Annotated in this window: 9 protein-coding genes; 6 read left to right on the forward strand and 3 right to left on the reverse strand. The window is 57.1% G+C overall.

Going from position 1 to position 12,295, the window contains the following annotated elements:
• Window positions 1–22: 22 nt before the first annotated feature.
• Entirely contained in the window at window positions 23–1,447 is a 1,425-nt protein-coding gene (locus tag D7241_RS07405; RefSeq protein ID WP_408101206.1) for an HDOD domain-containing protein, read from the reverse strand.
• 161 nt (window positions 1,448–1,608) lie between these two features.
• Between D7241_RS07405 and D7241_RS07410 the strand changes: the two genes are divergently transcribed.
• The 6 genes from D7241_RS07410 to fabI are packed head-to-tail and all read left to right on the forward strand — an operon-like array spanning window position 1,609 to window position 9,841.
• Complete coding sequence (locus D7241_RS07410) at window positions 1,609–3,438, forward strand: extracellular solute-binding protein (protein WP_408100953.1); 1,830 nt, start codon at window positions 1,609–1,611, stop codon at window positions 3,436–3,438.
• A complete protein-coding gene (locus D7241_RS07415) occupies window positions 3,435–5,318 on the forward strand; it encodes an extracellular solute-binding protein (protein WP_408100954.1) in 1,884 nt (627 codons plus the stop codon). Before D7241_RS07410 ends, D7241_RS07415 begins: the two co-directional genes overlap by 4 nt.
• Before the next feature lie 2 nt (window positions 5,319–5,320).
• A complete protein-coding gene (locus D7241_RS07420; protein ID WP_255976271.1) occupies window positions 5,321–6,394 on the forward strand; it encodes a microcin C ABC transporter permease YejB in 1,074 nt (357 codons plus the stop codon).
• A 1-nt stretch (window position 6,395) separates the two neighbouring features.
• The gene (locus D7241_RS07425; protein WP_408100955.1) at window positions 6,396–7,415 is read left to right on the forward strand and encodes an ABC transporter permease; all 1,020 of its coding nucleotides are present in this window, start codon (window positions 6,396–6,398) and stop codon (window positions 7,413–7,415) included.
• Window position 7,416: 1 nt separating this feature from the next.
• Window positions 7,417–9,066 (forward strand): ABC transporter ATP-binding protein, encoded by a 1,650-nt coding sequence (locus D7241_RS07430; RefSeq protein ID WP_408100956.1) that lies wholly within the window; start codon window positions 7,417–7,419, stop codon window positions 9,064–9,066.
• Window positions 9,047–9,841, forward strand: a complete 795-nt coding sequence (gene fabI, locus D7241_RS07435; RefSeq protein ID WP_408101207.1) for an enoyl-ACP reductase FabI — start codon at window positions 9,047–9,049, stop codon at window positions 9,839–9,841. Before D7241_RS07430 ends, fabI begins: the two co-directional genes overlap by 20 nt.
• 70 nt (window positions 9,842–9,911) lie before the next feature.
• Here the strand turns inward: fabI and D7241_RS07440 are convergent, their stop codons facing one another.
• Together D7241_RS07440 and hupB are read right to left on the reverse strand one after the other, a co-directional pair.
• The gene (locus D7241_RS07440; protein WP_408100957.1) at window positions 9,912–11,765 is read right to left on the reverse strand and encodes a SurA N-terminal domain-containing protein; all 1,854 of its coding nucleotides are present in this window, start codon (window positions 11,763–11,765) and stop codon (window positions 9,912–9,914) included.
• A 208-nt stretch (window positions 11,766–11,973) separates the two neighbouring features.
• Window positions 11,974–12,246 carry a nucleoid-associated protein HU-beta gene (gene hupB, locus D7241_RS07445; protein WP_003282502.1) on the reverse strand — a complete coding sequence of 91 codons (273 nt, stop codon included), beginning with the start codon at window positions 12,244–12,246 and terminating at the stop codon, window positions 11,974–11,976.
• Window positions 12,247–12,295 lie beyond the last annotated feature (49 nt).

Genomic DNA, 12,295 nt, shown 5'->3' on the forward strand with positions numbered 1-12,295 from the left:
CCTATACGACGCCGTTTAACTGTTAACCGCGCTTGCTTAGCGCATCAAGGCAACGCCCGGCCAATTGAGTGAAACGCTGAAATGCGACGAACTGCTCGTGCTTCAGCGCTCGGCCGGATATCCGGTTGTCAGCGTAGAGGACACCGATCTCTCGAGTGCCCGCCATCAATGGTGCAATGAAGAACATCCCCTTACCCAGCTGCTGACGAAGCGGCAAAGTTATCAGCTCATCGAGGTTGTAGCTTGCCGGTACGCCCATCCATAACGGCTGACGCTGTCGAAGTACGTAACTGAAGATGTGCATCTGACCGGATTGGTCGGCAGGCAAGGCGAATTCGTCAAGCCAAGGCTGAGTTTGCTCTCCTGCGACGCGTTTGGCGCGAAAGGTCGTATGCTGATCAGCAAGGACCGTCAGCATCACGCGTTCCAACCCCGCGCCTTGATGCAAACCCTTAAGCAAGGCATCGAGGATCAGCCCTACATCACCGCGAGTGGTAGCCATCGCCCCAAGATCCTGCATTGCCTGTTGCATCAGCAGCAGATTTGGCTGCAACTGGCTTGCCTTGCGTTGCGCCTGTTGTAGCAACACTTGTTCCGGATCAGTCGAAGGGATTAGCTTGCAGAGTCGGCTGGCGCCGAAAGTTGTCGCCACTTTGACCGCCTCATCTGCGCTAGCAAGAATCTGCTGCATGGCGTCGGCTTCGGATATGCCGCTGAACTCGGCCAACTCCCTAACCAGGCCCTCCATTTCCGGACATCCCCACCCACTCAATGCAGCCGCGCTGATACGGACTCCCAAGCTGACCGAACGAACCGCAGGGTCACGAAGATTTGCCGTACCATGAGCGAGGCTGGCCAACTCACCGATGTTCCAACTTTTGATCAGCCCCAGATTCAACTGACGAAAACTGGTACCGAGCACCCTTTGGACTGCTTGGTCGTGATCTGTGTCGCTGGCCGCCAGCGCGTCGCCAAGCTCGTCGGCCTGCTCGCCACCGCAGCCCCAGAATGCAAGCTCGCCAACGTCATGAAGCAGTGCCGCGATGAACACCTCTTCCTCGTGCCTCGTCAGCACATACCCGGCGATGTTGCGTGCCTGCACGGCAGCGTGAAACGAGCGAGCCAGCAACTCCTGCAATTGCTGTCGCGGCGCACGATCAAGGAGGCCGTCGATCAGGCTGACCGAAAGGCTGATCAGCCGAACATTATCGAAACCGATCATGACGATGGCGCGGGAAATGGTCTTGATGGTTTCCTGCGATGGGTTGTAATAGCTACTGTTGCCGACCCGAAGCACCTTTGTTGTCAGCGACGCATCTCGCAGCAGTACATCCGCAAGCTGCTGTACTGACGAGTGCTCCTGCTCCGTAAGCCGTTGCAGGTCCTGAACGACCGCAGCCAGTGCGGGCAAATCGGATTGGTTCAAGCGGTCTATCCATGACTGCAAACCATAGCTAGTTTCACTCAAGATTCGCGACCTCACCCAACGTTCGGGCGGCTAAAGGAAAGGGAGTTTGCCCAGATGGTCGGCCTTTTTCCAGTGGATACAAGCTGTTACTGTACTCGGCCGAAAAGACCGAAAGCGCCATGGATCGGATTCACCGTTTGATGCGACCCGTCCTATTGTTATTGAGCTGCCTAGGACTGAGCTTTCCGTCCTTCGCGACCATCAGCGAAAGCCACGGTTATGCGCAGTTTGGCGCACTCAAGTATCCGGATAACTTTGCCCATTTCGATTGGGTGAATCCCGATGCGCCGAAAGGCGGTACCTTGCGGGTGATGGCCTCTGGGACATTCGACACGCTCAACCCCTACACGTTTAAAGGGACGAGTCCAATCGCGACGCCGGGTTTTTTCCAGTACGGCATAAGCGAGCTGAACGAGCCATTGATGGTAGGCACTGGCATTTATGATCCCTCGGGAGACGAACCGGCTTCGGCGTATGGTCTTATCGCCGAAACCATCGAATACAGCGACAACCATAGCTGGGTAGTTTTCAATCTGCGCGATTCGGCACGCTTCCATGATGGCCAGCCAATTACCGCCTACGATGTAGCGTTTTCCTATCGGTTATTGATCAAAGACGGCCATCCTCGGTTTCGCACTGACCTACGGGGAATCAAGCGAGTCGACATACTCAATCGCCATCGGATTCGCTTCGTATTCGACAAACCCGACAATCCATTGCTAATTATGCGTCTCGGTGAGCTGCCAGTATTGCCCCAACACTATTGGAAAGACCGGGATTTCCGCGCCACTACGTTCGACCCACCGCTCGGTAGCGGTCCCTACCGCATCAGTGAGGTTCAGCCGGGACGTCGCATGACATTCGAGCGGGTGAAGAACTGGTGGGGAGCCGATCTTCCAGCCAATCGTGGTAAATACAATTTTGATCGTGTCCAGGTGGAGTTCTATCGCGACAGTACAGTGGCCTTCGAAGCGTTCAAGGTCGGTGAATTCGACTTTTATATCGAGCACCAAGCGAAGAATTGGGCCAATGGCTACCAATTTCCGGCTGTTCTTCGCGGCGATGTAATTCGAGCGGAGATACCGCATCAGATTCCCACCCAGACGCAAGCCCTGTTCATGAACGGGCGTCGACCAGTCTTTTCCGACATCCGGATTCGCCAGGCACTGGGCATGCTGTTCGATTTCGAATGGACCAATCGTGCTTTGTTCTACGGCGCCTATCAGCGCAGCGAGAGCTATTACCCGAACAGCGAGTTTTCAGCGACCGGCACACCGGAAGGAGGTGAGTGGCTAATGCTGTCGCCGTTCCGCGATCAGCTTCCCCCCAAGTTGTTTACCGAACCGTTTGAGCTACCGGAAACGGACGGACGCGGCATCCCACGCGACACCCTGCGCAAGGCGCTGGCTTTACTCAAAGAAGCCGGCTGGGAGCTCACCTCGGAGGGCCTTCGCGACAAGAAAGGCCGTGAATTTCAATTCGAGATCCTGCTCGTCAACCCGCGACTCGAGCGCATCCTCCAGCCCTACGTGGAGAATCTGGCGCGCATCGGCATACAGGCTCGTCTGCGTAGCGTTGATGGCGCGCAATATAAGCAGCGCCTGGATCAATACGACTACGACATGATTCTGACAACCCTGAGTCAAAGTTTGAGTCCAGGCCTCGAACAGTGGTTGTATTTCCACTCAAGCCAAGTAAACGTCAAGGGTGGCCGCAATTACGCCGGCATCACCAACCCGGTGATCGACAAGCTGATCGTAAAACTGATCTCAGCCAAGACCCGAGACGAGCAGGTTTCCGCCGCACGCGCCATTGATCGCGTTTTACTTTGGAACCACTACACCATCCCCAACTGGTTCATCAATTATCACCGTCTGGCTTACCGTAATCGGTTCGCCCATGTCACCACACCCCCTTATACACTCGGACTACGTGCTTGGTGGTTGAAGGACTTGGAGAAGGCTCAATGATAAGAAACTTACCCCTATCATTCCTGCATGCGGGCATCCTTGCCCTTGTGTGTCTTGCGAGAATTGCCGAAGCAGCTCCGCAACATGCGTTGACCCTGTATGGCGAGAAGCCCAAATATCCTGCGGATTTTTCCCATTTCGACTATGCCAATCCCGACGCCCCCAAGGGAGGAACCCTGCGACAGGCAGGCTTCGGTAGCTTCGATTCGCTCAATCCCTTCATCAACAAGGGCGTCGCAGCGGACGATATCGGTCTCGTCTACGACACCCTGACAACCAATAGCCTGGATGAGCCGTTCACGGTCTACGGTCTGCTGGCGGAAAAAATCGAGAAAGGCCCGAACAACGAGTGGGTACGTTTCTATCTGCGCCCCGAAGCCCGCTTCCACGACGGCGAGCCGGTGAAGGCCGAGGATGTCGTTTTCACCTTCGAGACATTGATTAGCAAGGGAGCGCCGCATTATCGCGGCTATTACGCTGACGTCGAGAAAGCCGTTGTAGAGGGGCCGCGTCGCGTCCGTTTCGATTTCAAGCACGCGGGCAACCGCGAGCTGCCGCTTATCCTCGGACAGCTGCCGGTGCTGCCGAAACACTGGTGGGCAGAAAGGGATTTCACCTCCGGCAGTATGGAGCCCCCATTGGGCAGCGGGCCGTATCGAATAGAGCAAGTAGAGGCTGGCCGCTCGATCCGATATGCCCGAGTCGAGGACTATTGGGGCAAGGACCTGCCGGTCAACCGCGGCTTCTATAACTTCAATCAGGTGCGCTTCGATTACTACCGTGATAACACGGTGGCGCTCCAGGCCTTTAAGGCCGGGCACTTCGACTATTGGCTGGAAACCAGCGCGAAGAACTGGGCTACCGCCTACGATACCGAGGCAGTCAAGGACGGGCGAATCATCAAGGAGGAGATCGCCAACCATAACCCGCAAGGCATGCAAGGCTTCATCTTCAATATTCGTAAACCGCATTTGCAGGACGCCAGAATTCGGGAAGCCTTGGCCCTGCTCTTCGATTTCGAATGGACCAATCGCCAGCTGTTCAATGGCGCCTATACCCGTACCCGCAGCTATTTCGACAATTCCGAGCTCGCCTCCTCCGGCTTGCCGGGCGAGAAAGAACTGAGCATTCTCGAGCCACTGCGCGGCCAGATACCCGAGGGCGTGTTCGACAAGCCCTTCAAGCTGCCACAGACCAACGCCGATGGCATGATCCGCGAGCAACAACGTCGCGCCTACGAATTACTTACCGCCGCGGGTTGGAAAATAGAAAACGACCGTATGGTGGATGCCAGCGGTAAGCCGGTCAAACTGGAGTTTCTGCTGGTACAGGCGGACTTCGAGCGGGTTCTCTTGCCTTACAAGCGCAACCTTGCCGGCTTGGGTATCGATCTCGAAATCCGCCGGGTCGACGTCTCGCAGTACATCAACCGACTACGCTCACGTGACTATGACATGATCGTCAGCGGTTTCGGCCAATCTAGTTCGCCAGGCAACGAGCAGCGCGAATACTGGCATTCGGCAAGTGCGGACAATCCAGGAAGTCGCAACTTCATCGGACTGAAGGATCCGGCAATCGATGCGCTGGTGGAGAACCTGATCGCCGCCGACTCGCGTGAAGAGCTGATCACCAGCACTCGTGCACTGGATCGCGTGCTGCTGTGGGGCCACTACGTAATTCCAAACTGGCACATCAAGACCTGGCGTGTCGCCTACTGGAATCACCTTGCTCATCCCGAAATCACGCCCCGTTACGATATCGGCCTGATGACCTGGTGGCACAAGCCCAGCGCCGAGGCACCTGATCCGGAAGCAGTCAGCGACGAGCCGGCCGCCAAAGCAGAGGCCGCCAGCGCCACCAGCACTGCTGCGGAGCGCTAGGGATGCTCGCGTATATCTTTCGCAGGCTACTGCTGATTATTCCGACCCTCTTCGGCATTCTGCTAATTAACTTCATCATCATCCAGGCCGCGCCTGGCGGCCCGGTCGAACAGGCAATCGCCAAACTGGAAGGTTTCGAAGGTGCGACCAGCCGTATCGCTGGTGGCGGCTCCGAAGTGGCCACCGGCAGCAATAGCTACCGGGGTGCGCAAGGCCTGGACCCGGATCTGATCGCCGAAATCGAACGCCTATACGGCTTCGACAAACCGGCACCGGAACGCTTCTGGATCATGCTCAGTAATTACCTGCGCCTGGATTTCGGCGAGAGTTTCTTCCGCGACGCCAAGGTCACCGATCTGATCATCGAGAAGATGCCGGTCTCGATCTCGTTGGGACTCTGGAGCACCTTGATCATGTACCTGACGTCGATACCGTTGGGCATCGCCAAGGCCACGCGCCACGGCAGCCCGTTCGATGTCTGGACCAGCTCGGCGATCATCGTAGGCTATGCAATTCCGGCGTTTCTGTTTGCCATTCTGCTGATCGTGCTCTTTGCCGGCGGCAGTTATTGGAACTGGTTCCCCCTGAGAGGTTTGACCTCTGGTAATTTCGACGAGCTAACGCTGACCGGTAAGATCATCGATTATTTTTGGCATCTTGCGCTGCCGGTCACCGCATTGGTCATCGGCAACTTCGCGACCCTGACTCTCTTGACGAAAAACAGCTTTCTCGACGAGATCAACAAGCAATACGTGATCACTGCCCGTGCCAAGGGCCTGAGCAAAAATCGAGTGCTTTATGGCCACGTGTTCCGCAATGCGATGCTGATCATCATTGCCGGCTTCCCGTCGGCATTCATCGGTATGTTCTTCACCGGTTCGCTGCTGATCGAAGTGATCTTCTCCCTCGACGGTCTTGGCCTTCTCAGCTTCGAGGCTGCCATCAACCGCGACTATCCCGTGGTGTTCGGCACCCTGTTCCTATTCACCCTGCTCGGTTTGGTAGTCAAGCTGATCGGCGATCTGACCTATACGCTGGTCGATCCCCGAATAGACTTTGAAAGCAGGGAGGCCTGACATGCAGCTGACCCCGCTGAACCAGCGGCGCTTCGCCCTCTTCAAGGCCCACAAACGCGGTTGGTGGTCGCTGTGGTTGTTTCTCGTACTATTCGTTCTAAGTCTCGGCGCCGAACTGATCGCCAATGACAAACCGATCGTGGTGCGTTTCGATGGAGGCTGGTATTTCCCTGTATTCAAGCGTTATCCGGAAACGACATTCGGCGGCGAGTTTCCGCTGCAGGCCAACTACAAGGGGCCCTACATCCAGGAGCTGATCAAAAAAAAGGACGGCTGGATGATATGGCCGCCGATTCCGTTCAACTATTCCAGCATCAATTACGACCTTCAGGTTCCCGCCCCTGCCCCACCATCGGGGCAAAACTGGCTGGGCACCGATGACCAGGGACGAGACGTCCTCGCCCGCGTTATCTACGGCTTTCGCATTTCGGTATTGTTCGCGCTCACGCTGACTTTAATCAGCTCGGTGATCGGTGTGATCGCCGGCGCCCTGCAAGGGTTTTACGGTGGTTGGGTCGACCTCGTTGGGCAGCGTGTCCTGGAAATCTGGTCCGGATTGCCAGTGCTTTACCTGCTCATTATCCTCGCAAGCTTCGTGCAGCCCAATTTCTGGTGGTTGCTCGGCATCATGCTGCTGTTCTCCTGGATGAGCCTGGTCGATGTGGTTCGTGCAGAGTTTTTGCGTGGTCGCAACCTCGAGTATGTACGCGCCGCACGAGCGCTGGGCATGCGGAACGGTGCAATCATGTTCCGCCACATATTGCCCAACGCCATGGTATCGACCATGACGTTCATGCCATTCATCCTTACCGGAGCAATCGGCACGCTGACCGCCCTGGATTTCCTTGGCTTCGGTTTGCCACCCGGCGCGCCATCATTGGGTGAGCTGGTGGCGCAGGGCAAGGCGAATCTGCAGGCGCCGTGGCTGGGCATCAGCGCGTTCATGGTCCTTGCGATCATGCTGACTCTGTTGGTGTTTATCGGCGAGGCCGCCCGCGATGCCTTCGACCCGAGGAAATAGCATGACTGAGAATCTGATCGAGGTCCGCGACTTAGCCGTCGAGTTCGTCAGCGGGGACCGAACTCAGCGAGTCGTCGAGGGCGTGAGCTTCGACATTCGCAAGGGCGAGACCCTGGCACTCGTCGGCGAGAGCGGTTCCGGCAAGTCAGTCACAGCTCACTCGATACTGCGCCTACTGCCTTATCCGCTCGCGCAGCACCCGGCCGGTGAAATTCTCTACGCCGGAGAAGACCTGCTCAAGGCGAATGAAAAACGCATGCGCGGCATACGCGGCGATCGCATCGCGATGGTGTTTCAGGAGCCGATGACCTCACTCAACCCGCTGCATACCGTCGGCACGCAGATCAACGAAGTGCTGCAGATCCACAAAGGGTTAAGCGGCAAGGCCGCTACGGCCCGGACCCTTGAGTTGCTCGAGCTGGTTGGAATCCCAGAACCTAAACAAAGGATTCGGGCCTATCCGCACGAATTGTCCGGCGGACAACGCCAGCGTGTGATAATTGCCATGGCGCTGGCCAACGAACCTGAATTGCTCATCGCCGACGAGCCGACCACGGCGCTGGATGTAACGGTGCAGCTGAAAATCCTTGAACTGCTCAAGGAACTACAGGTGCGCCTGGGGATGGCTCTGCTGCTGATCAGCCATGATCTCAATCTTGTCCGGCGAATCGCCCATCACGTATGTGTCATGCAGAGCGGTCGCGTCGTCGAACAGGCGCCTTGTGAAGAATTGTTCCGCTCGCCGCAGCATCCCTACACCCGGGAACTGCTCGCGGCAGAGCCTAGCGGCCGGCCGGTAGCGGTTGAAGCGTCGGCACCGGCATTGCTGGAAGTGAGCGATCTGCGGGTCTGGTTCCCGATCAAGAAGGGATTGTTCAGGCGCACTGTCGATCACATCAAGGCAGTTGATGGCGTCACGTTCAGCCTGCCGAAGGGGCAGACATTGGGGATCGTAGGCGAAAGCGGATCGGGGAAGTCGACCTTAGGGCTCGCAATTCTACGGTTGCTATCCAGTAGCGGCGAGATCAGATTTCAGGAGCAGGCGTTGCAGCAAATGTCGCAACGTGCGGTACGCCCGCTACGGCGGCAGATGCAAGTGGTATTTCAGGATCCGTTTGGCAGCCTCAGCCCCAGGATGTCGGTCGGCCAGATCGTCGGTGAAGGTCTCAGCATCCATGGTATGGGGTCTGCAGAAGAACAAGCGCAGGCGATCATCGATGCGCTGGTCGAGGTTGGACTGGATCCCGAGAGTCGCCATCGCTATCCCCACGAATTTTCCGGGGGGCAACGACAGCGGATCGCCATAGCCAGGGCTCTGGTGCTCAAGCCGGATCTTATCCTGCTTGATGAACCTACCTCGGCGTTGGATAGAACAGTGCAGCGGCAGGTGGTTGAGCTACTACGCTCGCTACAGGCTAAGTACAACCTGACCTACCTGTTCATCAGCCACGATCTGGCGGTGGTTCGGGCGCTAAGCCACCAGATGATGGTGGTCAAGCAAGGCAAGGTAGTTGAACAGGGAGTGGCCGAGGCGATCTTTGCCGTCCCCCAACATTCGTATACACAGCAGTTGCTGGAGTCTGCCTTTATGGTGCCAGCGGCTGATGAACAACCAGAAGAGGGACAAGCACATGGGTTTTCTTACCGGTAAGCGCGTACTGATCGTCGGCGTCGCCAGCAAACTGTCGATCGCCTCCGGCATCGCCGCGGCCATGCACCGCGAAGGCGCCGAACTGGCTTTCACTTATCAGAACGATAAGCTCAAAGGTCGCGTCGAAGAATTCGCCGCCAGTTGGGGGTCGGGGCCGGAGTTGTGCTTCCCATGCGACGTCGCCAGCGACGATGAGATCGTCAAGGTTTTCGAAGCGCTGGGTAAAAAGTGGGATGGTCTGGACGGCATCGTTCACTCGGTAGGATTCGCCCCAGGCGATCAGCTCGATGGCGATTTTACCGACGTCACCACCCGTGACGGCTTCCGTATCGCGCACGACATCAGCGCCTACAGTCTTGTAGCGCTGGCAAAGGCCGGTCGCCCGATGATGAAAGGCCGCAACGGCAGCATCCTCACGCTTTCCTATCTGGGTGCAGAACGCACCATGCCCAACTACAACGTAATGGGTATGGCCAAAGCCAGCCTCGAGGCAGGTGTGCGTTACCTGGCCGGCAGCCTCGGCCCGGAGGGCACTCGCGTAAACGCCGTTTCAGCTGGCCCCATCCGTACATTGGCAGCGTCCGGGATCAAAAGCTTCCGCAAGATGCTGGCGGCCAACGAGAAGCAAACCCCGCTGCGCCGCAACGTTACCATCGATGAAGTCGGCAATGCCGGCGCCTTCCTTTGCTCGGACCTGGCCTCCGGCATTAGCGGTGAAATTCTCTACGTCGACGGTGGCTTCAACACCACGGCAATGGGTGCGATCGAAGACTGATCTATCGCTCAAAAAAAACCCGCACTTGAATGCGGGTTTTTTATGCTTGCGCAGATTTGTCAGCGCCCTATCAGAACGTTTCTATCTCAGCATCGGCATGCAGCATCTGTCGGTAGGCGGCAAAATCCTGCTGTCCGCTGCGCGAGGCCAGGAAGCGACGATAGTTCTGCTTATCTTCCTCCGAGAGCTCCGTCGTTGGCTCGCTTACGCCATCCAGGCGAATAACGACAAAGCTGCCATTGGGAAGACGAACACTACCGTAGGTTGGCTTGTCACTCGCCGCAGGCCGCGGCATCCGAAACACTTGCTGTAGCACCGCCGGCTCAACGCCCTCCTGATTTCGCGAAGCGGCTTCCACTGGTTGCCACTGCTGTGCCGCCTGTCCTCCTTCACGCAGCGTAGCCATCAAGCGCTCGCCCTCCTCGCCTGCCATCTCGGCAGCCTTGCTAAGCCGCAGCTGAGTGATGATGTCTTCCTTCACCGAATCGAAAGGCAAAACCTCCGGCTGCAAATGTTCCTTGGCGCGCACCGCAACGACGGTGTCCGGATCCAGTTCGATAATGCTGCTATTGGCGCCATCGATCAGAACCTCGTCACTGAACGCTGTCTGGATAACCTGTCGATTGGCAGCGATACCGGCCCCGCCTTCACGGCCGAATGGTTCGGTCGCCTGCACTGTCAGACCTAGTTCTTGCGCCGGTTGCGCGAGATCAGAAGACTCGAATGCGGTGTCTTCCAACAACTTGCTCGCCTCGACAAAACGCTGCTCGACCTGCTGCGCTTTGAGCTCTCGAACCAGCTCAGGCCGCATATCTTCGAGCGCTGGCACTTCGGGCGACCTAACACCCAACAGTTTAATCAAATGCCAGCCAAAATCAGAACGCACCGGACTCGACACCTGCCCTTCGTCAAGCGCATAAAGCGCCTCCTCGAAAGCCGGGTCGTAAACACCTGGCCCAGCAAAACCCAAATCACCGCCTTCATTGGCCGAACCCGGGTCTTGGGAAGCTTCCTTGGCAAGCGCCGCGAAATCTTCGCCTGCAGCCAATCGCTTGGCGATCTCTTCGATCTTCGCCTTAGCCTCGGCGTCGCTGGACTCATCCGACTCGATCAGGATATGCGCTGCACGGCGCTGCTCCGCCAGGTTCGCGATGCGCTCCTGATAGAGGTTTTGCACCTCCTCATCCGATACCTCGACTTGGTCGAAAAACGAATCCTTGTTCAGCTCGACATACTCAAGAACAACCTGCTCCGGCGAGCGAAAGCGGTCAGTGTTCTGCTCGTAGTACTCACGCGCCTCTTCGTCGCCTACCTCAACCGCATCCGCATCCGCCGGCACGGTAATGCTCGCAAAATCACGGGTCTGCTGCTCTAGGCGAGCAAACGCTTCGATCTGCTCATCCGTGACAAAACCAGAACCGGAAATGCCAGCACGAAGCTGTCCGATCAGCATTTCCTGCTTCAGCAGCTCGCGAAATTGGAGACGGGTGTAGCCCATTTGCTGAATAACTTGATCGAACCGCGCCGCATTGAATGCACCGTCTACGGTAAATTCGGGTGTCTGCAGAATCAGCTGATCGAGGGCTGTCTCGGAGAAGGCAAAATCGGCGCTGCGTGCACCCTGCAGCAACAGTGCTCGATCGATCAGTGCGCGAAGGGATGACTCGCGCACCAGCTTGTCATCCAGCAATGACGGATCGAAATCGCCACCCAGCTGCTGAGCCAACTGCCGACGCTGCATGTTCATCGCTTGGTTGAGCTCGTCCAGCGAGATTTCCTCACCGTTGACCTCCGCAGCTTGGCGGCTGTTGCTCGCGGCATTGAAGATAGCGTCGAAGCCTGTCAGTGCCAGCAGCACGACGATGATGCCGATAATGGTTTTGGCAATCCAGCCTTGTGAATTGTCCCTGATATTCTGAAGCATGCGTCCCCCAGGAGTCAGCTGCGCAACGGTCGCTGCAGCACGGGTGGAATCCAGATAAAAGAAAGGCGCATCCAGGGATGCGCCTTCTCGGAGCTTTGGAGCGGTTGGGCCTTATCCCCCAAGCCCGAACGCAACAGGCAAAACCTGTTCGAATAACCGCTCCAAGCCAGGGCCAGTGCTAACTGACAACTGGCCGGATCGAAAACGCTTAGTTGACAGCGTCTTTCAGAGCCTTGCCTGCCTTGAAGCCCGGGATCTTGGCCGCAGCGATGTTGATCGGCTTGCCAGTCTGAGGGTTACGGCCGGTGCGAGCAGCGCGTTCCTTTACAGCGAAAGTACCGAAACCAACCAGTACCACGGAATCACCAGCCTTCAGGGCGCCAGTGACGGATTCAATCACTGCATCCAGCGCGCGGCCAGCAACAGCTTTCGGGATATCAGCAGATGCAGCGATGGCATCGATCAGTTCCGACTTGTTCACTCTAAGTCCCCTTATTTCTGTTGAGTCATATCTTTAATTTTTGGTGTAA

The sequence above is a fragment of the Stutzerimonas sp. VN223-3 genome (assembly GCF_045999685.1).
GTDB lineage: Bacteria > Pseudomonadota > Gammaproteobacteria > Pseudomonadales > Pseudomonadaceae > Stutzerimonas > Stutzerimonas stutzeri_AR.

Bases quoted from the DNA above. Each gene is read 5' to 3' on its own strand.
- D7241_RS07410 (WP_408100953.1), top strand. From the start codon at position 1,609: ATGCGACCCGTCCTATTGTTATTGAGCTGCCTAGGACTGAGCTTTCCG.
- D7241_RS07415 (WP_408100954.1), top strand. From the start codon at position 3,435: ATGATAAGAAACTTACCCCTATCATTCCTGCATGCGGGCATCCTTGCC.
- D7241_RS07420 (WP_255976271.1), top strand. From the start codon at position 5,321: ATGCTCGCGTATATCTTTCGCAGGCTACTGCTGATTATTCCGACCCTC.
- D7241_RS07425 (WP_408100955.1), top strand. From the start codon at position 6,396: ATGCAGCTGACCCCGCTGAACCAGCGGCGCTTCGCCCTCTTCAAGGCC.
- D7241_RS07430 (WP_408100956.1), top strand. From the start codon at position 7,417: ATGACTGAGAATCTGATCGAGGTCCGCGACTTAGCCGTCGAGTTCGTC.
- fabI (WP_408101207.1), top strand. From the start codon at position 9,047: ATGGGTTTTCTTACCGGTAAGCGCGTACTGATCGTCGGCGTCGCCAGC.
- D7241_RS07440 (WP_408100957.1), bottom strand. From the start codon at position 11,765: ATGCTTCAGAATATCAGGGACAATTCACAAGGCTGGATTGCCAAAACC.